Source organism: Vagococcus sp. WN89Y (assembly GCF_052220145.1).
Lineage (GTDB): Bacteria > Pseudomonadota > Gammaproteobacteria > Enterobacterales > Enterobacteriaceae > Kosakonia.
Genome location: NZ_JBQPOM010000066.1, coordinates 39609 through 60306 on the forward strand (window position 1 = coordinate 39609; position 20698 = coordinate 60306).

At 54.4% G+C, this 20698-nt stretch carries 19 protein-coding genes; 14 read left to right on the plus strand and 5 right to left on the minus strand.

Going from position 1 to position 20698, the window contains the following annotated elements; all coding sequences use genetic code 11:
• Positions 1–132: 132 nt before the first annotated feature.
• Positions 133–1323, minus strand: a complete 1191-nt coding sequence (malE, locus tag ACTU3N_RS18995; protein WP_443087686.1) for a maltose/maltodextrin ABC transporter substrate-binding protein MalE — start codon at positions 1321–1323, stop codon at positions 133–135.
• Between the two features lie 370 nt (positions 1324–1693).
• On the opposite strand from malE, the gene malK reads away from it, so the two are divergent.
• The 5 genes from malK (at position 1694) to ubiA (ending at position 6872) form a co-directional block, all read left to right on the plus strand.
• Positions 1694–2803 carry a maltose/maltodextrin ABC transporter ATP-binding protein MalK gene (malK, locus tag ACTU3N_RS19000; protein WP_443087687.1) on the plus strand — a complete coding sequence of 370 codons (1110 nt, stop codon included), beginning with the start codon at positions 1694–1696 and terminating at the stop codon, positions 2801–2803.
• Positions 2804–2929: 126 nt separating this feature from the next.
• Positions 2930–4282, plus strand: a complete 1353-nt coding sequence (locus tag ACTU3N_RS19005; RefSeq protein WP_443087688.1) for a maltoporin — start codon at positions 2930–2932, stop codon at positions 4280–4282.
• A 108-nt stretch (positions 4283–4390) separates the two neighbouring features.
• Positions 4391–5323, plus strand: a complete 933-nt coding sequence (malM, locus tag ACTU3N_RS19010; protein ID WP_443087689.1) for a maltose operon protein MalM — start codon at positions 4391–4393, stop codon at positions 5321–5323.
• Positions 5324–5492: 169 nt separating this feature from the next.
• Positions 5493–5990, plus strand: coding sequence for a chorismate lyase (gene ubiC, locus ACTU3N_RS19015; protein ID WP_443087690.1), 498 nt, complete (start codon positions 5493–5495; stop codon positions 5988–5990).
• Positions 5991–6002: 12 nt separating this feature from the next.
• Entirely contained in the window at positions 6003–6872 is an 870-nt protein-coding gene (ubiA, locus tag ACTU3N_RS19020; RefSeq protein ID WP_443087691.1) for a 4-hydroxybenzoate octaprenyltransferase, read from the plus strand.
• A gap of 42 nt (positions 6873–6914) precedes the next feature.
• On the opposite strand, the gene plsB is transcribed toward ubiA, so the two are convergent.
• Positions 6915–9371: a glycerol-3-phosphate 1-O-acyltransferase PlsB gene (gene plsB, locus ACTU3N_RS19025; protein WP_443087692.1), complete on the minus strand. Its 2457-nt coding sequence runs from the start codon at positions 9369–9371 to the stop codon at positions 6915–6917.
• 97 nt (positions 9372–9468) lie between these two features.
• Here plsB and ACTU3N_RS19030 point away from each other — a divergent pair, with 97 nt between their 5' ends.
• The 4 genes from ACTU3N_RS19030 to ACTU3N_RS19045 all read left to right on the plus strand — a co-directional run bounded on the left by ACTU3N_RS19030 (position 9469) and on the right by ACTU3N_RS19045 (position 12363).
• The gene (locus ACTU3N_RS19030) at positions 9469–9837 is read left to right on the plus strand and encodes a diacylglycerol kinase (protein WP_443087693.1); all 369 of its coding nucleotides are present in this window, start codon (positions 9469–9471) and stop codon (positions 9835–9837) included.
• A gap of 108 nt (positions 9838–9945) precedes the next feature.
• A complete protein-coding gene (gene lexA, locus ACTU3N_RS19035) occupies positions 9946–10557 on the plus strand; it encodes a transcriptional repressor LexA (protein WP_443087695.1) in 612 nt (203 codons plus the stop codon).
• Positions 10558–10632: 75 nt separating this feature from the next.
• Positions 10633–11961, plus strand: coding sequence for an MATE family efflux transporter DinF (gene dinF, locus ACTU3N_RS19040; protein ID WP_443087696.1), 1329 nt, complete (start codon positions 10633–10635; stop codon positions 11959–11961).
• A gap of 192 nt (positions 11962–12153) precedes the next feature.
• Entirely contained in the window at positions 12154–12363 is a 210-nt protein-coding gene (locus tag ACTU3N_RS19045; RefSeq protein WP_443087697.1) for a CsbD family protein, read from the plus strand.
• Positions 12364–12490: 127 nt separating this feature from the next.
• On the opposite strand, the gene zur is transcribed toward ACTU3N_RS19045, so the two are convergent.
• A complete protein-coding gene (gene zur / locus ACTU3N_RS19050; RefSeq protein WP_443087698.1) occupies positions 12491–13006 on the minus strand; it encodes a zinc uptake transcriptional repressor Zur in 516 nt (171 codons plus the stop codon).
• Positions 13007–13281: 275 nt separating this feature from the next.
• Between zur and traF the strand changes: the two genes are divergently transcribed.
• Positions 13282–14598 carry a conjugal transfer protein TraF gene (traF, locus tag ACTU3N_RS19055; protein ID WP_443087699.1) on the plus strand — a complete coding sequence of 439 codons (1317 nt, stop codon included), beginning with the start codon at positions 13282–13284 and terminating at the stop codon, positions 14596–14598.
• Positions 14599–14636: 38 nt separating this feature from the next.
• Here traF and ycaC read toward each other — a convergent pair whose 3' ends face one another.
• Positions 14637–15260, minus strand: a complete 624-nt coding sequence (gene ycaC, locus ACTU3N_RS19060; protein WP_443087700.1) for an isochorismate family cysteine hydrolase YcaC — start codon at positions 15258–15260, stop codon at positions 14637–14639.
• A gap of 247 nt (positions 15261–15507) precedes the next feature.
• Here ycaC and dusA point away from each other — a divergent pair, with 247 nt between their 5' ends.
• Both dusA and pspG read left to right on the plus strand, forming a co-directional pair.
• Positions 15508–16527, plus strand: a complete 1020-nt coding sequence (gene dusA, locus ACTU3N_RS19065; RefSeq protein ID WP_443087701.1) for a tRNA dihydrouridine(20/20a) synthase DusA — start codon at positions 15508–15510, stop codon at positions 16525–16527.
• A gap of 133 nt (positions 16528–16660) precedes the next feature.
• The gene (gene pspG / locus ACTU3N_RS19070; protein ID WP_443087702.1) at positions 16661–16903 is read left to right on the plus strand and encodes an envelope stress response protein PspG; all 243 of its coding nucleotides are present in this window, start codon (positions 16661–16663) and stop codon (positions 16901–16903) included.
• A gap of 172 nt (positions 16904–17075) precedes the next feature.
• Here the strand turns inward: pspG and ACTU3N_RS19075 are convergent, their stop codons facing one another.
• On the minus strand, positions 17076–18059 hold the full coding sequence (locus ACTU3N_RS19075) for a quinone oxidoreductase (protein WP_443087703.1): 984 nt from the start codon (positions 18057–18059) through the stop codon (positions 17076–17078).
• 63 nt (positions 18060–18122) lie between these two features.
• Here ACTU3N_RS19075 and dnaB point away from each other — a divergent pair, with 63 nt between their 5' ends.
• Positions 18123–19529, plus strand: a complete 1407-nt coding sequence (gene dnaB / locus ACTU3N_RS19080; protein WP_443087704.1) for a replicative DNA helicase — start codon at positions 18123–18125, stop codon at positions 19527–19529.
• 35 nt (positions 19530–19564) lie between these two features.
• Entirely contained in the window at positions 19565–20644 is a 1080-nt protein-coding gene (gene alr / locus ACTU3N_RS19085) for an alanine racemase (protein WP_443087705.1), read from the plus strand.
• Positions 20645–20698: the final 54 nt, after the last annotated feature.

The window sequence follows — 20698 nt, forward strand, 5'->3', positions numbered from 1 at the left end:
GCATTCTTCGTGCGCCCCAGCCGGAGCGATGAGAGCACTTCATCGTGCCGCTTTGGTGCAGCACGAAGAATGCGGTGTATACAACATGTTCAGTTCACCTTATCCCCTTGCGGGGATAAGGAATGAAAAGGCTTACTTAGTAATACGACCTTCAGCGTCTTTCAGTGCGGCATCCACAGTCTGGCGGCCACTGACTGCGTTGATAACAGCGGTGCGGGTGGCATACCAGAAGGCTGACATCTGCGGGATGTTCGGCATGATTTCACCTTTTTGCGCGTTATCCATTGTCGCAGCAATGCGCGGGTCTTTGGCTAACACATCCTGGTAGGATTTCAGCGCCACAGCGCCCAGCGGTTTGTCTTTATTGACCTCTTCCAGCCCCTGGTCGGTCAGCAGATAGTTTTCAAGAAACTCCTTCGCCAGTTCTTTGTTCGGGCTGGCGGCGTTAATACCTGCGCTCAGCACGCCGACAAACGGTTTAGACGGCTTACCGTTAAAGGTTGGCAGTGGTGCCACACCGTAATTGACTTTACTCTTATCGATATTGCCCCACGCCCACGGGCCGTTAATGGTCAGCGCCGTCTCGCCTTTATTGAAAGCGGCTTCCGCGATGGAGTAATCCGTGTCGGCGTTCATGTGTTTGTCTTTAATCAGCTTCACGAGGAAGCCAAGCCCTGCTTTCGCGCCGTCGTTATCAACGCCGACGTCTTTCACATCGTATTTGCCGTTTTCAAGCTTGAAGGCATAACCACCGTCGGCTGCGATCAGCGGCCAGGTGAAGTACGGCTCTTGCAGGTTGAACATCAGCGCGCTCTTACCTTTCGCTTTCAGTTCTTTATCCAGCGCCGGGATCTCTTCCCATGTCTTCGGCGGGTTGGGTACGAGGTCTTTGTTATAAATCAGTGACAAGGACTCTACCGCAACCGGGTACGCAATCAGCTTGCCGTTGTAACGCACGGCGTCCCATGTGAAAGGATAAATTTTGTCCTGAAAGGCTTTTTCCGGCGTGATTTCTGCCAGCAGGCCTGATTGCGCGTAGCCGCCGAAGCGGTCATGCGCCCAGAAAATAATATCCGGGCCGTCACCGGTTGCGGCAACCTGCGGGAATTTCTCTTCCAGCTTGTCCGGGTGCTCCACCGTGACTTTGATACCGGTGTCTTTCTCGAATTTTTTACCCACTTCGGCCAGGCCGTTATAGCCTTTGTCGCCGTTTATCCAGATAACCAGCTTACCTTCTTCGATTTTGGCGAGGGCAGAGGCGGAAAACATCATCGTTGCCACTGCGGACAGTGCAAGGATGCGTGCGCCTGTTTTGATTTTCATATATCCCGTCCTTTAGGTGATGTGCTCGTGGATACGCTCAGCGTGGTTTGTCCGGATTAGTCTCTCCATTTGGCAAGCGCTTCTCATCATCCTTACCCCTACGCCCCTGGGATGATTTGTGTGACCTGTGTTACATAATTTGATGTTATGTGTGTCAGCGCACATAAAATCGCGCTGTGTTTTGCAAAGCCTGTCACGAAAATGCCCGCAGAGCGCCCCGCAATGGGGCAGACGCGTCCTTCTCATCCTCCCGCCTCCTCCCCCATAAAAAACCAGGGGGGTGGAGGATTCGCCCCTGTAATAGATGCCGCATAGTCGACCCACATTGAATGTTTCTGTTGGTGACCGGTTGTAACGAAGGGAGAAGGGCATGGCGAGCGTACAGCTGCGTAATGTAACGAAAGCTTGGGGCGACGTAGTGGTGTCAAAAGACATCAATCTCGACATTCACGAGGGTGAATTCGTGGTGTTCGTGGGTCCATCAGGCTGCGGTAAATCGACGCTGCTGCGCATGATTGCCGGACTGGAGGACATCACCAGCGGCGAGCTGTTGATTGGCGACACGCGCATGAATGATATTCCCCCGGCCGACCGTGGCGTTGGCATGGTGTTTCAGTCGTACGCCCTCTATCCGCACCTGTCGGTGGCGGAGAATATGTCCTTCGGTCTGAAACTGGCGGGCGCGAAAAAAGAGACCATTCAGTCTCGCGTCAGGCAGGTGGCAGAGGTGTTGCAGCTGGCGCATTTGCTGGATCGCAAACCGAAGGCGCTGTCCGGCGGGCAACGTCAGCGTGTGGCGATTGGCCGAACGCTGGTGGCTGAGCCGCGCGTTTTCCTGCTTGATGAACCGCTCTCCAACCTGGATGCCGCGCTGCGTGTACAGATGCGCATTGAGATCTCCCGTCTGCACAAGCGCCTGGGCCGCACGATGATTTACGTCACCCACGATCAGGTGGAAGCGATGACGCTGGCCGACAAAATCGTGGTGCTTAACGCCGGGCGCGTGTCGCAAATCGGCAAACCACTCGAACTCTATCACTACCCGGCGGATCGCTTTGTCGCCGGTTTTATCGGCTCGCCGAAGATGAATTTCCTGCCGGTAAAAGTGACGGCGACCGCCATTGACCAGGTACAGGTTGAGCTACCGAACCGCCAGCGCGTCTGGCTGCCGGTGGAGAGTACTAAGGTGCAGGTGGGCGCCAATATGTCTTTGGGCATCCGCCCGGAGCACCTGCTGCCGTGTGATATCGCGGATGTCACGCTGGAAGGCGAAGTTCAGGTCGTAGAACAGCTTGGTCATGAAACACAAATCCATATCCAGATCCCCGCAATACGTCAAAACCTGGTGTACCGCCAGACTGACGTAGTGCTGGTAGAAGAGGGTGCCACATTCGCTATCGGTTTACCGCCGGAGCGCTGCCATCTGTTCCGTGAAGATGGCTCCGCCTGCCGCCGGTTACATAAAGAGCCGGGCGTTTAAGCATTCCACAAACTTACACAGCTCTCTTCGTGCGGTGGCACGGCGGCAAGTGAAACGCAGCCAACGAGGACACGGCGCAAAAGGTGGCGTGTAAAAAGAAAAGCAATGATCTCAGGAGATAGAACGATGATTACTCTGCGCAAACTTCCACTGGCTATCGCCATCGCAGCGGGCGTTATGTCTGCTCAGGCAGGTGCCGTTGATTTCAAAGGTTACGCACGTTCCGGCATCGGCTGGACCGGCAGCGGCGGCGAGCAGCAATGCTTCCAGGCCACCGGTGCGGGCGCAAAATACCGCTTGGGTAACGAATGCGAAACCTATGCAGAATTAAAACTGGGTCAGGAAGTGTGGAAAGAGGGCGATAAAAGCTTCTACTTCGACACTAACGTGGCGTACTCCGTAGCACAACAAAATGACTGGGAAGCAACCGACCCGGCGTTTCGTGAAGCCAACGTGCAGGGTAAAAACCTGATTGACGCGCTGCCAGGTTCGACTATGTGGGCCGGTAAGCGCTTCTACCAGCGTCATGACGTGCATATGATTGACTTCTACTACTGGGATATTTCTGGTCCTGGTGCCGGTCTGGAAAACGTAGACCTGGGCTTTGGTAAGCTATCTATTGCGGCGACACGCTCTACAGAAGCCGGTGGTTCTGCGACTTTCGCCAGCAACTCCATCTATGATTACACCGAAAAAACCGCCAACGATGTTTTCGATGTGCGCTTAGCTGAATTAAACACTAACCCAGACGGTAAGCTTGAATTAGGCGTGGACTATGGCCGCGCTAACGAGCGTGATGGCCAGTATTTGTTTAATGACACCAAATCCAAAGATGGCTGGATGTTCACTGCCGAGCACGTTCAGAGCATGCTCGGAGGTTATAACAAATTCGTTGTGCAGTATGCGACCGATGCGCTGACTTCCCAGGGTAAAGGCTTGTCCCAGGGCTCTGGTGTCGGTATTGATTCTAATGTTGCTCGCAACATTGCTGCTTATAACGCCAACAATAACGGCCACCTGCTGCGTATCCTCGACCACGGTGCTATCTCGCTGGGCGAGCGCTGGGATCTGATGTACGTCGGTATGTATCAGGATATCGACTGGGATAACAACAACGGTACCCGCTGGTGGACTGTTGGTGTGCGCCCGATGTTCAAATGGACACCGATCATGAGCACCCTGTTGGAAGTGGGCTATGACAACGTGAAATCCCAGCGCACTAACGACACCAACAATCAGTACAAAATCACCCTTGCTCAGCAATGGCAGGCTGGCGACAGCATCTGGTCTCGCCCGGCTATTCGTGTGTTCGCCACCTATGCCAAATGGGATGAAAAATGGGGCTACAACTACAACGGTAATCCCAGCACCAACGTTGACTACTCGCTGGCAACCCGCAATGGTACCGGCGGCGAGAAGTTCGGCCGTGGCGATAGCGACGAATGGACCTTCGGCGCCCAGATGGAAATCTGGTGGTAATCAATTTTTACCGCGTAGTGACCAAAAAAGAGGGGCGCAAGCCCCTCGACCCTTGAACAGCGCGCTATTGCCTGGCTAACGCTGCTTCGCATAACAAAGGTGATAACTATGAAAATGAAAAAAACGCTCATCGCCCTGTGCATGACGGCGGGCCTGCTCGCCAGCGTACCGGGTATCACGTTTGCGGATGTTAATATCGTTCCACAAAATACCAGCGCCGCGCCGAGCATTCCGCGCGATGCCTTGCAGCAGTTAAGCTGGACACCGGTAAACACCTCAAAAACGCAAACTGTTTCCCTGGCGACCGCCGGGCAACGCGTGAATGTGCCGGGCATTGCAGGCCCTGTCGCTGCTTTTAGCGTGCCGGCCAATGTAGGCGAGCTGTCCCTGACGCTCTCCAGCGATGTCAACAAAAAAAGCGGTGTATTTGCGCCGAATGTGCTTATTCTTGATGAGAACATGACGCCATCTGCTTTCTTCCCCAGCGAATACTTTACCTACCAGGAACCCGGCGTTCTGTCGGCAGACAGACTGGAAGGCGTGATGCGTCTGACGCCCGCGCTGGGCCAGCAAAAACTTTACGTGCTGGTCTTTACCACCGACAAAGATTTGCAAAACACCACCACGCTGCTTGATCCGGCAAAAGCTTACGCCAAAGGTGTCGGCAATGCCGTACCGTCTATTCCTGACCCGATCGCGCGCCACGTTATCGATGGCGTAGTCAACCTGAAAGTGAAAACCAGCACCAGCTCCAGCGTGCTGGTCGGCCCGCTGTTTGGCTCTTCCGGCGCAGGGCCGGTAGTGGTGGGTAATACCGCCGCGCCTGTCGCAGCAACGACTACGCCAGCCCCGGCTCCTGCACCCGCCGCGAAAAGCGAGCCGATGCTCAACGATACGGAAAGCTATTTTAACCAGGCCATCAAACAAGCCGTTGCCAAAGGCGATGTAGATAAGGCTTTGAGATTACTGGATGAAGCAGAGCGTCTCGGTTCAAAAACCGCGCGCTCCACGTTTATCAGCAGTGTAAAAGGCAAGGGGTGACAGTCTCCCCACAATGCTGATTTTGCAACAACTGGTGCGCCAGTCGGCGCACCCTTTTTACCTCAATAATTTACCCTGTTACATCTCTGTTGCGCTGTTGCAAACTTCCCCGCACTTGCCCGCCGGTTCTGCGATACAATAATGCTACGTTATGTACCGGAGGTTAGGCATGTCACACCCTGCGCTTACGCAGTTACGTGCGCTGCGCTATTTTGACGCAATCCCCGCGCTGGAACCGCAGCTACTCGACTGGCTGTTGCTGGAAGATTCAATGACCAAACGCTTTGAGCAACAAGGCAAAAAGGTCACCGTTAAGCTTATTCAGGAAGGGTTTGTGACGGCTGAATTTATCACGCCAGAGCGCGCGTTATTGCCCGAGGAGCCGCGCTACTGGCTGCGGGAAATCATTCTTTGTGCTGATGATGAGCCCTGGCTTGCCGGGCGCACCGTGGTGCCGGAGTCAACCCTGAGCGGCCCGGAGATGGCGCTGCAAAAACTGGGGAAAACGCCGCTCGGGCGTTACCTCTTTACCTCTTCTACACTTACGCGAGATTTTATTGATATTGGTCGTTATGAGCAGCTTTGGGGGCGCCGCTCCCGCCTGCGTTTGGGGGGAAAGCCGCTTATGCTGACAGAACTGTTTTTACCCGCGTCGCCGTTGTACTAAGAGGAAGATAAAATGGAGTGGAGTCTCACGCAGAATAAGCTGCTGGCTTATCACCGGCTTATGCGTACGGACAAACCAATCGGTGCGTTGCTGCTGTTATGGCCAACGTTATGGGCGCTATGGGTTGCCACGCCCGGCGTACCGCCGCTGTGGATTTTGCTGGTGTTTGTTGCCGGTGTCTGGCTGATGCGTGCAGCGGGTTGTGTGGTAAATGATTATGCCGACCGTAAATTCGACGGACATGTGAAACGCACGGCGAATCGACCGCTGCCGAGCGGCGCAGTCACGGAAAACGAAGCGCGCGCGCTGTTTGTGGTACTGGTGCTCGTCGCCTTCGCGCTGGTGCTGACCCTTAATACGATGACCATTCTGCTCTCGGTCGCGGCGCTGGCGCTGGCCTGGATCTATCCGTTTATGAAGCGCTACACCCATCTGCCGCAGGTCGTGCTGGGGGCGGCGTTCGGCTGGTCTATCCCGATGGCTTTTGCCGCCGTCAGCGAGTCTGTGCCGCTGAGCTGCTGGATTATGTTCCTGGCCAATATTTTGTGGGCGGTGGCTTATGATACGCAATATGCCATGGTGGATCGCGATGATGATGTGAAGATTGGCATCAAATCGACGGCGATCCTCTTTGGTCGCCATGACAAGCTGATCATCGGTATTTTGCAGGTTGCGGTGCTGGTGCTGATGGCCGCTATCGGCTGGCTGAATGAGTTAGGCTCGGGATATTACGCAGCGGTGCTGATTGCTGGTGCGCTGTTTGCCTATCAACAAACGCTGATTGCTGGCCGCGAGCGCGGCGCCTGTTTTAAAGCGTTTTTGAATAATAATTATGTGGGACTGGCGCTGTTTTTAGGCCTGGCGGTGAGCTACCTGCATTGAGCTTTGTAATACAGCCTCTCCCTTGCGGGAGAGGCTGATTCTTTACGCGTCCACCTGCGTAGCGCTCTCAATCGTCAAACGCACATCGGAGGTAATCAACTCCGCCAGCAGCTGGTAAACCGCCAGGGTCTGCGACGGTTCGGCATCGCCGCTGTCGCTGATATAGCCTTCATCACGCAGCGTTAACACCAGCGTACTGAATACCGCCTTATCGAAAAACTCCGGCGCGTTGATGCCGTGCAGCACCGACAGGCGCTGCGCCAGCGTGCGGCTCTCTTTCTCCAGCGTGCTGCGGTTCATCGACGGGTTTGCGCTCAGCAGCCAGAAGGTGATGGCGTAGCGTTGCAGCGTTTCACGCGCGCCTGCCGCCAGCAGTTGCAGCGTGCGCGAGCGGGCCGGGTTAATGCACAGCTGATCGTCTTTCAGCGTGATAAGCCCCTGGCGCAGCATCTCCTGACTGAGGTTTTCCAGCACTTCAGCCAACTCTGCTTTATCCCAACGCAGGAACAGCTCCGCTTTCAGCATCGGGTAGAGCAGCTCAACGTGGCGCAGCATTTCGCTTCGTGAGATAGCGCGATGCTGAGTGATGATCGCCGCCATCAGCGACGGTAGCACCAGCATATGGGCGATATTGTTGCGATAGTACGTCATCAGTACCGCCTGCTCGCGCGGCAGAATAATGATTTCGCCGATAGTATCCTGCTCGACTTCAAACTTATTCATTTGCAGCGCGTGGTCGATAAGCGCGCTGGCGCTGACCGCCGGAGCCGTTGAATCAGGCGAATAAGGTACATTGCGCAACAATGAGAGATAGCACTCCAGTTGTTCCGTCAACTGCTCGCGAGTCAGTGAACGCTGGCGGGAAGCCAGCAGCGCCGTGCAGCACAGGTTCATCGCATTGGCCGCACCGGCGTTATTGATACGCACCATCAAATCCGCGGCGATATTATTCACCGTCGGCGTCAGCCACGCCGGGCGAATGGCTTCAATCGGATCGATGGATTCGCGCCACTCCGGTACATGGTGGTTCAGGTAGTTAACCAGCGGGATCGGCTCGCCAAAGTTAACATACCCCTGGCCGAGGTTACGTAACTTGCTCAGGCCGCGCACCATCTGCAAGAAGCTCTCTTTCTCTTTCGTTGCACCGCGCAGCTCTTTCGCGTACGTCCCCACCTCCATCACGTGCTCGTAGCCGATGTAAATAGGCACCAGCGTGATCGGGCGCGTACCGCCGCGCAGCATCGCCTGAATCGTCATCGACAACGTGCCGGTTTTCGGGTCCAGCAAACGCCCGGTGCGCGAGCGACCGCCTTCGACAAAGTACTCTACCGAATAACCACGGCTAAATAGCTCGCCCAGGTACTCGCGGAACACCGTGGAGTAGAGTTTGTTGCCTTTAAAAGTACGGCGAATAAAGAACGCGCCGAGGCGGCGGAAAATCGGCCCGGCGGGCCAGAAGTTCAGGTTGATACCGGCAGCAATATGCGGCGGCACCAGCCCCTGGTGATAGAGCACATAAGAGAGCAGCAGGTAGTCCATATGGCTGCGATGGCAGGGCACATACACAATTTCATGCCCGTCATGAGCCAGCTGGCGCACACGCTCAGCGTTATGCACATTGATGCCCTGATAGAGCCGGTTCCAGGTAAAGCCGAGGATACGGTCAGTCAGGCGGATCATCTCATAGGAGAAGTTGGCCGCAATCTCTTCCATCAACGCAATTGCGTTTTGCTGTGCCTTGTCATGGGAGATTTTCTTACTGCGCGCTTCGTCTTCCACCGCGCGGGCGATTGCTTTGGAAGAGAGCAGCTTATTAAAGAGATCCTGACGGGCCGGCAGGCGCGGGCCAACGGCAGCCAGACGCTGGCGGGCGAAATGCATACGCGCCACGCGAGCCAGTTTCTGCGCGATGATTTTATCCGTCCCGTGCTCGGTTGCCATGCGGCGCAGCGACACCGGCGGTGAGAAACGCACAAAGCTGTCGCGGCCAAGCCAGGAGACGGCAAAGAATTTCTGAATACCGTTGAGCATACGCAACGGCGGATTGACTTCGCCTTTCTCGCGCCCGGGCGATCGACCAAACATCACCGATACCGGCACCATCTGCACATCCAGATCCGGATGGCTACGGTGTAAATCCAGGTAGTCGTGAAACAGTTTGATGGACTCTTCTTTCGGCGTGTAATAGGTGAATACGCGCGGGCCGCCGTGGATAAACACGAAACGCGGCAGCAAAGCGCCGTCTATCTCCAGCGGTTCCAGCGGATCGGGAAGACTGTGAGCCAGACATTGCGCGCGCAATGTCAGCAGGTCTGCCTTAGAGTTATAAGGCAGTACGTACATAATAGGGCGTGATGTATCGAGACCAAGTTCCTGTGCAGGTTCTGCAGGTATCGACTTACTTTTTACCAACACGCTTAATGGTAAATTAAGTAATTTGTAGTAAATTCGTGGCCAGCCGGACATAAAGGATGTAAAGCCTCTGGTTAATAGTGCCATTGCGCGGCAAGAATATCAGAAAGCGCACATGATTTCTGTTGTACCTCAGCACGCTAACATAGACATTGACGCATATTTACATAAAAAAGGTTCGTGTATGGCCAATAATACCACCGGATTAACAAGGATTATCAAAGCGGCAGGTTATTCCTGGAAGGGCATCCGTGCCGCGTGGATCAATGAAGCGGCATTCCGCCAGGAAGGCGTAGCGGTCGTTCTGGCCATTATTATCGCGGCCTTTCTGGATGTCGACGCTATTACGCGCGTGCTGCTGATTGGCTCCGTGTCGCTGGTAATGATTGTAGAAATTCTCAACAGCGCCGTCGAAGCGGTGGTCGACCGCATTGGCGCTGAATACCATGAACTTTCTGGCCGCGCGAAAGATATGGGTTCGGCAGCGGTGCTGATGTCTATCCTGCTCGCGTTATTCACCTGGGTCACGCTTTTGTGGTCACATTTCCGATAATGCTTCCAGAATGAGATAACGCCCTGGTTTTTTACTTAAATTTGATTCCAAAATCACCTTTAACTGTATATACTCACAGCATAACTGTATATACACCCAGGGGGCGGAATGAAAGCATTAACGGCCAGGCAGCAAGAGGTGTTCGATCTTATCCGCGATCGCATCTCCCAGACAGGTATGCCACCGACGCGTGCGGAGATCGCGCAGCAATTGGGGTTCCGTTCCCCAAATGCGGCTGAAGAACACCTCAAAGCGCTTGCGCGTAAAGGGGTTATCGAAATTGTATCCGGCGCATCACGCGGGCTTCGCCTGCTGGTGGAAGAAGAAGTCGCCGGGCTGCCGCTGATTGGCCGCGTTGCGGCGGGTGAGCCGTTGCTGGCGCAGCAGCACATCGAAGGGCACTACCAGGTCGATCCGGCGCTGTTTAAACCGCACGCAGATTTCCTTTTGCGCGTTAGCGGTATGTCGATGAAAGACATCGGTATTATGGACGGCGATTTGCTGGCGGTGCATAAAACTCAGGATGTACGTAATGGCCAGGTGGTCGTGGCGCGCATCGAAGATGAAGTCACCGTTAAGCGACTGAAAAAGCAGGGTAACACTATCGAACTGTTGCCGGAAAACACCGAGTTTTCCCCGATTGTCGTCGACTTGCGCGATCAAAACTTTACCATTGAAGGGCTGGCCGTTGGCGTCATCCGCAATGGCGAATGGCTGTAACGCCTCTCTTCTCTGCTGCGGCACCGTTTCAGGTTCCGCAGCGTAAAACGTATTCCCTGACCTGATTGTGATGCCATGGCGTTTTTAACCGCATCCGATAAAGCCCTGTGGCGGCTTGCCCTGCCAATGATCTTCTCCAATATCACCGTACCGCTACTGGGTCTGGTGGATACGGCGGTGATCGGCCATCTCGACAGCGCCGTGTACCTCGGCGGTGTTGCCATTGGCGCAACGGCAACCAGCTTTCTGTTTATGTTGCTGCTGTTCCTGCGCATGAGCACAACCGGTCTGACGGCGCAGGCATTCGGCGCTAATAACGCACCGGCGCTTTTACGTGCGCTGGTGCAGCCCTTACTGCTGGCGCTGGGCGCTGGCGTACTGATTGTGCTGCTGCGCGCGCCGCTTATCGATCTGGCGCTGCATATTACCGGCGGCAGCGACGCTGTGCTGGAGCAGGCGCGGCGCTTTCTGAATATCCGCTGGCTAAGCGCACCGGCATCGCTGGGCAACCTTGTCCTGCTCGGCTGGTTGCTGGGCGTGCAGTATGCGCGTGCGCCGGTCATTTTGCTGGTGGTGGGCAATGTGCTCAATATTGTGCTGGATGTCTGGCTGGTCATGGGGCTGCATATGAATGTGCAGGGCGCGGCGCTTGCTACCGCCATCGCCGAGTATGTCACTTTTGCTATCGGTTTGCTGATGGTATGGCGCGTGTTGTCCCTACGTAAGATCCCAGTAGCTATGCTGAAAAACGCATGGCGCGGTGGAGTCCGGCGTTTGCTGGCGCTAAACCGCGACATCATGCTGCGCTCGCTGCTCCTGCAACTCTGCTTCGCGTCCATCACCGTGTTTGGCGCGCGGCTGGGGGCGGATACGGTTGCTGCAAACGCCGTGCTGATGATGTTCCTGACGTTCACCGCCTACGCGCTGGACGGTTTTGCTTATGCTGTCGAAGCCCATTCCGGGCGGGCTTATGGCGCACGGGATGGCAGCGAACTTATGCAGGTCTGGCGGGCGGCATGTCGTCAGTCCCTGCTTGTGGCGCTGGCCTTTTCCGCTGTTTATGCGCTGGCAGGCAAGCGTATTATTGCGCTGCTTACCTCGCTGCCGGAGCTGCAGCTGCTGGCCGACCACTATTTGATCTGGCAAGTTATCCTGCCGCTGGTGGGCGTGTGGTGTTATCTGCTGGACGGTATGTTTGTCGGCGCGACGCGGGGAGCAGAGATGCGCAACAGCATGGCGGTTGCTGCCGCTGGCTTTGCGCTGACATTATTCACGCTTCCTGCGCTCGGCAATCACGGGCTATGGCTCGCTCTGGCGGTTTTTCTCGCGCTGCGTGGGCTAACGCTGGCCTGGCTGTGGCGGCGTCACTGGCGCAGAGGCAGCTGGTTTGCAGGCGCTAACTAACCCTTCCTGATAGCCAATCCACCTTATCTGGCCTCGTTATGGTGGGTTTCACGCCTCGCTTTCCCCTGACTTCGTTCCCTTCTATGGTTATATATTCCGAATATAAACCGAAAGGCAAAATCCTTAACTACACTTATCTGTACGTTCAGCAAACAGAACGTAATTTCTTAACCGAACGATAAGGAGTCAACGATGAATCAAGACGAAGTCGGCGGTAACTGGAAACAGTTCAAAGGTAAAGTTAAAGAGAAATGGGGCAAACTCACCGATGACGATATGACCGTTATCGAAGGTAAACGTGACCAGCTGGTAGGTAAAATCCAGGAGCGTTACGGTTACGCAAAAGACCAGGCGGAGAAAGAAGTTGGGGACTGGGAAACACGGAACGATTACCGCTGGTAATCAGCGCTCCCCCTCAATGTGTGTATTTCTACCCGAAGGTACAAGGATGTACCACCCTCAAGACCCGCGCTAATCTCTCTGCGCGATACATTATCCTGCTGTAATAACCTCTAACGCGCCTTTTTCTTTATCTGACCTTTTTCTTTATCTGAATAGTATGATCGTGCTCGCAATGGTCGTGCTGGCGGCATGATTCCACTTCTACACAGGCGGCGCATAAGCCGTGGGCTTCAATGACATTATGACGCAGAGCAAAGCCGCGCTTTGCTGCCAGCGCATGCATAATATCTTCCACCCCTTCAGCTTGCTCTTCTTTTACCGAGCCACAACGGTCGCAAATAAACATGGCGGACGTGTGTGTCGGCTGGTCGAACAGATGGCACAGCACATAGCTGTTGGTCGACTCGACTTTATGGACAAAACCCTGCTCCAGCAGAAAATCCAGCGCACGGTAAACGGTTGGCGGCTTGGCCTGCGGCTCGCTTTCGCGCAACAAATCGAGCAGATCATATGCGCTGATTGCGCCCTGTTGCAGGCTCAGCAGTCGCAAAACTTCCAGACGCTGGGGAGTCAGGCGCACATTGCGCTGGGCACAGAGCTTTTCAGCCTGCGCTAACATCTCTTGCGAAGTGGTCTTATCCATAGGCGATCTCGATTCAAAGGACGGTAAACATACACTTTATCATGCCCTGTCAGAAACACCGAATAGGCGTCTGACGATCTCTTTTGAATGGTTTTATTCACGAAACCTATAACGTCTTCTATAAATAATGTGTGTCATTACCATAAAAAATGATTCTGCCCGTTCATCCGTGTGCAGAACGTTTAGTTATTTTTGAGTTATTCACAGCAATAGAGCATTCCTGTTTTTGTGGTGGCAAACAGGCTTAAAAATCATTTGATTATGAGACGCAAACTGTGAAAAAAACATTCAGATTGTCGGTGGTTGCTATCGCTGTCTCCTTTTTCGCTGTCAATGAAGCTGGAGCAACCAATACCTGGGCGGAAGCACGTAATGATGCGATGGGCGGTACCGGCGTTGCATCGGCAGACTATGGTAGCGGTGCCTTAATCAACCCGGCCTTGCTGGCAAAAGCGCAGCCGGAAGATGACATAACCATTATTCTGCCGAGCATTCAGGCGCAAATTACCGATAAGGATAATCTGCGCGATGAAATCGACGATATCAGTGACAAGATCGATAACTACAGTGACGTGGTTGATAGCCTGACGCCGGGCCAGATCGTCGCTGATCCTATTGGCACGGTGAATCTCTTCCAGGGCGCCGCAAAGGATCTGGCGGATGAGCTGGATTTCTTGCGGGGCAAAACAGCACAGGCAAAAGCCGCCGCAGGGATAGCCGTCAGCATTCCAAATGATATGCTCTCAGTTGCTTTTGTGACGAAAGGCTATGCGCACGCGCGCGTCAGCTCCTCTGTTGATCAGCAAGATATTGATTACCTGCGGAGTATTCAAAACAGCACGGTTGTTGCAGCCAGTGAAGCCTTAAACGCCGCGCTATCGCCGGACGGTAGCCGGGAGATAACCAAAAACCTGAACTCTACTGCTTCCGGTCGTGCGGCTATCGTCACGGACTTCGGGATTGCGATGGCGCGCCAGTTTGATGTCGGCGGGGTACCATTATCAGTGGGGGTAACGCCGAAGCTGCAAAAAACCTGGGTCTATAACTACACCGCCTCGATTTATGATTACGACAGCGGTGACTGGAACAGTAGCCGCTATCGTACCGATGACACTGGCTTTAACATCGATGTGGGTTTAGCCGCTGATTTAAGTGAGAATTTTACGGTGGGTCTGACGGGTCAGAACCTGATCTCCCGCGATATCGATAGCAAAGAGATCCTCATTGAGAACGGCAGAACGGGCGACATCGTAAGTTATAAAGATACCTACCAAATCAGCCCGGTCGTGACGGCTGGCGTGGCGTGGCATAACGATCTGGTCACGCTGAGCGCCGACGGTGATTTAACCGCGACGAAGGGCTTTAAGAGCGAAGAAGATTCTCAGTATGTGGGTGTTGGCGCAGAAGTGCGCCCGCTGAGCTGGCTGGCCGTGCGTGCCGGTTATCGCGCTGATGTCAAAGGGGATGATAAAAACGTCTTTACCGGCGGTGTGGGGTTTGCGCCCTTTAACCGCGTACACCTTGATTTAATGGGGCTGGTCGGCGAAGACGAAACCTGGGGGGCGGGCGCTCAGGTGAAAGTGACTTTCTAAAAAATAAACCGGGGGCGCAGAGCCTCCGGTTTCTCGCCTTATTTTTGGGTCAGCGTATTATAACTGGTCATCAGGTTGCGGTAGTCAGGAATATGGTTGGAGAACAGCGTGCCCAACCCTTCGATATCATTACGCCAGTCGCGGTGAAGCTCGCAGGCTGCGCCGAACCAGGTCATTAATTGCACACCCGCCTGGGACATGCGATCCCATGCAGAATGGCGCGTGATTTCATTAAACGTGCCTGAGGCATCGGTTATCACAAAAACCTCAAAACCTTCTTCAATTGCCGACAGCGCAGGGAAAGCGACGCAAACTTCCGTCACCACACCGGCAATAATCAACTGTTTCTTCCCGGTTGCTTTTACCGCCTTCACAAAATCCTCATTGTCCCACGCATTAATATTGCCAGGGCGAGCGATATAAGGCGCGTCAGGAAATTGCTCTTTAAGTTCCGGCACCAATGGACCGTTCGGGCCGGTTTCGAAACTAGTGGTTAAAATGGTGGGAAGTTTAAAATATTTAGCCAGATCCCCTAATGCCAGGACATTATTTTTAAACTTATCCGGATCGATATCTCTGACCAGCGATAATAAACCGGCCTGATGATCCACTAACAAAACGGCAGCATTATTTTTATCCAGACGAACATAAGGTTTAGACATATTCACTCCGTGTTTCTGTTAAAGGGGAAGACCACTCCTTGTTCCTCGTCTTCCATAGGTACAACTTGTTCAAAATATAGACGAGAGCGGAAGAGCAACAAGGTAAAAAATGTCTTAAACAGGGCGCCGGGTCGGTTGTGATACAATAAATCCTTATTGTCTTATCGTGGTGCTGGTGCCTGACGACGCGGCTTTGGGCGGTAAGATACGCAGACTCCATTTTCTATAAATGTACGGTATTTCTGAAATGACGAACGCTGAGCAAACCCCTGCCAAACCCGTAATATCTGACGCCTACTGGAATGGCCGGTTTAGCGTTGCGCCTATGCTTGACTGGACGGACCGGCATTGCCGCTACTTTCTACGCTTGTTATCGCGCCACACACTGCTCTACACCGAGATGGTGACGACCGGCGCAATTATTCATGGTAAAGGCGACTACCTGGCTTACAGCGAAGAAGAACATCCGGTGGCGTTGCAGCTTGGCGGCAGCGATCCGGCACAGCTGGCGCACTGCGCCAAACTCGCCGAAGCGCGTGGCTATGATGAGGTAAATCTCAACGTGGGTTGCCCCTCTGACCGGGTGCAAAACGGGCGCTTTGGTGCGTGCCTGATGGGTGAAGCTCAGCTGGTGGCTGACTGTATCAAAGCGATGCGTGACGTGGTTTCTATTCCGGTGACGGTGAAAACGCGTATCGGCATCGATGAACGCGACAGCTATGAATTCCTGTGCGACTTTATCGGTACTGTCGCCGGTAAAGGGGAGTGCGACACTTTTATTATCCATGCGCGCAAAGCCTGGCTGTCCGGCCTTAGCCCGAAAGAAAACCGCGAGATTCCGCCGCTGGATTATCCACGCGTCTACCAGTTGAAGCGCGATTTCCCGCAGCTAACGATGTCGATTAATGGCGGCATAAAATCTCTCGATGAGGCGAAAGCGCATCTTGCGCATATGGATGGCGTGATGGTGGGGCGCGAGGTGTATCAAAACCCTGGCATTCTGGCTTCGGTCGACAGGGAAATTTATGGCGCGAGCGTTGCCGATGCCGACCCGGTCGCCGTGGTGCGGGCGATGTACCTCTACATTGAGCGCGAGCTGAGCCAGGGCGCTTATCTGGGCCATATTACCCGGCACATGCTCGGCCTGTTCCAGGGGATTCCGGGCGCGCGCCAGTGGCGTCGCTACTTAAGCGAAAACGCGCACAAACCCGGCGCCGATGTGGCGGTGGTTGAGCATGCGCTGAGTTTAGTGGCGCGCGATCGTTAAAATTCACCAAAAAGTCGTCAAATTCACTCTGTCCCGTTGCGTGCTGCGGGACTTTTCCGTTTTAAATCAATCAACGCTAACTGGCACGTTTCTTGTATAGGAAAAGAAAGAGCTATTTTCCGGGGAGAGAGACATGCTGGAACTACTTTTTATTATCGGCTTTTTTATCATGCTGTTGGTGACGGGGATTTCCCTGTTTGGCATTCTGGCGGCGCTGGTCGTTGCCACGGTGGTGATGTTTGTGGGCGGTTTATTCGCCTTGATGATCAAACTGTTACCCTGGCTTTTGCTGGCGGTTGCTGTTGTCTGGGTGGTTCGCGCAATCAAAGAACCGAGGGTGCCGCGCTGGTCGCGAAATGACCGCTGGCGCTATTAAAGGATGCGTGTTTCGTCACAACCTTGAAACATTTCCCGGTATATTGCATATAACGACGTAGGATATGCTTATTAAATCTGGCACTATCTCAACGTAATGTATTCATCGCGCTGTACCCTACAATGCAGCCGAACAAAAAAAGAACGGGCTTCCTGCGGGAAGCCCTAATCTTTTACGGGATCAGCAAACTGGAACCTTGTGTTGCCCGGCTCTCCAGCGTTTCATGCGCGCGTTGCGCATCTTTTAAGGCAAATTTTTGGTTTTCCGCGACATCGACTTTAATGACGCCGCTGGCGATCAGCGAGAAAAGCTCATTGCTGGCTTCTTCCAGCTCCGCGCGGTTAGTGACATAGCCATTGAGCGAGGGGCGCGTGGCGTAGAGCGAACCTTTTTGATTCAGAATGCCAAGATTCACCCCGGTGACTGGCCCGGAGGCGTTACCAAAGCTCACCATCAGACCGCGACGGCGCAAACAATCGAGGGATATTTCCCAGGTATCTTTGCCTACCGAGTCATACACCACGCCTACTTTTTTACCGCCCGTCAGCTCCTTCACACGCTCAGGAACATTCTCTTCGTTGTAATTGATAACCTGCCAGGCTCCCGCTTGCAGCGCGCGCTGCGCTTTTTGCGCAGACCCCACGGTGCCAATTAACTTTGCGCCGAGCGCTTTTGCCCACTGGCAGGCAATAAGCCCCACGCCGCCTGCCGCCGCATGAAACAGAAACACTTCGTCCGGTTTGATTTCCCAGGTTTTGCGCAGCAGGTAAAAAACCGTTAGCCCTTTCAGAAAAGAGGCGGCCGCCTGCTCAAACGAGATAGCGTTCGGCAGAACAGCCACTTTATCTGCATGGACATTATGCACCGTGCTGTACGCGCCCAGCGCCGATTGCGCATACACCACCCGATCGCCAACTTTTATATGCGTAACCTTGCTCCCGACCTGGCTGACCACACCTGCGGCTTCGGTGCCTAAGCCGCTTGGCAGCGAGGGAGGCGGGTACAATCCGCTACGGATATAGGTGTCTATATAGTTGATGCCTATCGCTTTATTTTCTACCTGCACCTCGTTTTCTGCCGGGGCGGGTGGGGTAAACTCCACGGCATGCAGCACATCAGGACCACCATGCTTGTGAAATTCTATGCGTGTCGCCATGCTTCCTCCTGAACTCTGTGATAATCTTTCGAACCATTCATTACCCAGGTAACTCCATTCACTATGGCAGGAAATAAACCCTTCAACAAACAGACTGAACCCCGTGATATCCAGGTCGAGGGGATGAAGGTTCCTCCGCATTCGATTGAAGCGGAGCAGTCGGTGTTGGGCGGTTTAATGCTGGATAACGAGCGCTGGGACGATGTCGCAGAGCGCGTTGTCGCTGAAGATTTCTATACGCGTCCGCACCGCCATATTTTTACCGAGATGCACCGCCTGCAAGAGATGGGCAAACCCATCGATCTGATTACGCTTGCGGAATCGCTGGAATTACAAGGTCAGCTGGATATTGTCGGCGGCTTCGCTTACCTCGCTGAGCTTTCTAAAAATACGCCAAGTGCGGCAAACATCAGTGCATATGCAGACATCGTGCGTGAACGTGCGGTAGTGCGCGAGATGATTGCTGTGGCGAACGAAATCGCCAACGCCGGTTTCGACCCGCAGGGGCGCACCAGTGAGGATTTGCTCGACCTGGCGGAATCGCGCGTTTTCCAGATAGCGGAGAACCGGGCGAATAAAGACGAAGGCCCGAAGAGTATCGATCAGATCCTTGAGGCGACCGTTGCGCGTATCGAAACGCTGTTCCAGCAGCCGCATGATGGTGTGACCGGTGTTGATACGGGCTATCAGGATCTCAACAAAAAAACCGCCGGTTTGCAGCGCTCCGACCTGATTATTGTGGCTGCGCGTCCGTCGATGGGTAAGACGACTTTTGCAATGAATCTCTGCGAAAACGCGGCGATGTTGCAGGATAAACCGGTACTTATCTTCAGTCTGGAGATGCCCGCCGAGCAGATTATGATGCGTATGCTCGCCTCGCTCTCCCGCGTGGATCAGACGCGTATCCGTACCGGCCAGTTAGATGATGAAGACTGGGCGCGGATCTCCGGCACGATGGGTATTCTGCTGGAGAAGCGGAATATGTATATCGACGACTCATCCGGCCTGACGCCAACGGAAGTGCGCTCTCGCGCGCGACGCATTTACCGCGAGCATGAGGGGCTGAGCCTGATTATGATCGACTACCTTCAGCTGATGCGCGTGCCGTCGCTTTCGGACAACCGTACGCTGGAGATTGCCGAGATTTCCCGCTCGTTGAAAGCGCTGGCTAAAGAGTTGCAGGTGCCGGTGGTGGCTCTGTCGCAGCTTAACCGCTCGCTGGAGCAGCGTGCCGACAAACGCCCGGTGAACTCGGATCTGCGTGAGTCCGGCTCTATCGAGCAGGATGCTGACTTGATCATGTTTATCTACCGTGATGAGGTGTATCACGAAAACAGCGATTTAAAAGGCATCGCAGAAATTATTATTGGTAAACAGCGTAACGGCCCGATCGGGACGGTACGTTTAACCTTTAACGGGCAGTGGTCGCGCTTTGATAACTACGCGGGACCGCAATACGACGACGAATAACCCTTCTTTATTGTTACTCAAAGGCAAGGAAAAACATGCAAGCGGCAACCGTAGTAGTAAACCGCCGCGCTCTGCGACACAATCTGCAACGCCTGCGCGAACTGGCTCCCGCCAGTCAGCTGGTTGCGGTCGTGAAAGCGAACGCCTATGGACACGGTCTTCTTGAGACCGCGCGAACGCTCCCTGATGCCGACGCTTTTGGCGTCTCCCGTCTCGAAGAAGCCCTGCAACTGCGTGCAGGCGGCATAACACAGCCCATTTTATTGCTGGAGGGTTTTTTCGCCGCCAGCGATCTGCCGTTAGTGGCTGAAAATCGGCTCCATACCGTGATCCACAGCTATGAGCAGCTCGACGCGCTGGAAAAGGCGTCGCTGAAAGAGCCGGTAACCGTCTGGATGAAGCTGGATACCGGTATGCACCGCCTGGGTGTGCATCCTGAGGAGGCGAAAGCGTTTTATGCGCGCCTGGCCGCCTGCAAAAATGTGCGGCAGCCGGTGAACGTCGCCAGCCATTTTGCCCGCGCCGATGAGCCGGATTGCGGCGCTACCGAGCGCCAGCTGGATCTCTTCACCTCCTTTACGCACGATTTGCCCGGCCTGCGCTCGATTGCCGCGTCCGGCGGGACGCTGCTCTGGCCGCAGTCGCACTTTGACTGGGTACGTCCTGGGATAATTCTCTACGGTGTTTCGCCGCTCTGTGGCAAACCCTGGGGCGCAGACTTTGGTTTTCAACCGGTGATGACGCTGACCTCGCAGCTTATCGCCGTGCGGGAACATAAAGCGGGCGAACCGGTGGGCTACGGTGGTACCTGGGTGAGCGAGCGCGATACCCGCCTGGGCGTGGTGGCAATGGGCTACGGCGATGGTTACCCGCGCGCCGCGCCTTCCGGTACGCCGATGCTGATTAACGGTCGTGAAGTACCGATTGCCGGGCGTGTTGCGATGGACATGATTTGTGTCGATCTTGGCCCCAACGCACAAGACCAGCCCGGTGACGAAGTGGTGATGTGGGGAGAAGGTTTGCCCGTTGAACGCATCGCAGAAATAACAAATGTAAGTGCTTACGAACTTATTACGCGCCTGACTTCAAGGGCGACGCTGAAATACCTCGATTAATCCTCTGGCGCTTTCTACAAACGAAAGCGCTACCCCTCGATCTTCCCGCTGTTC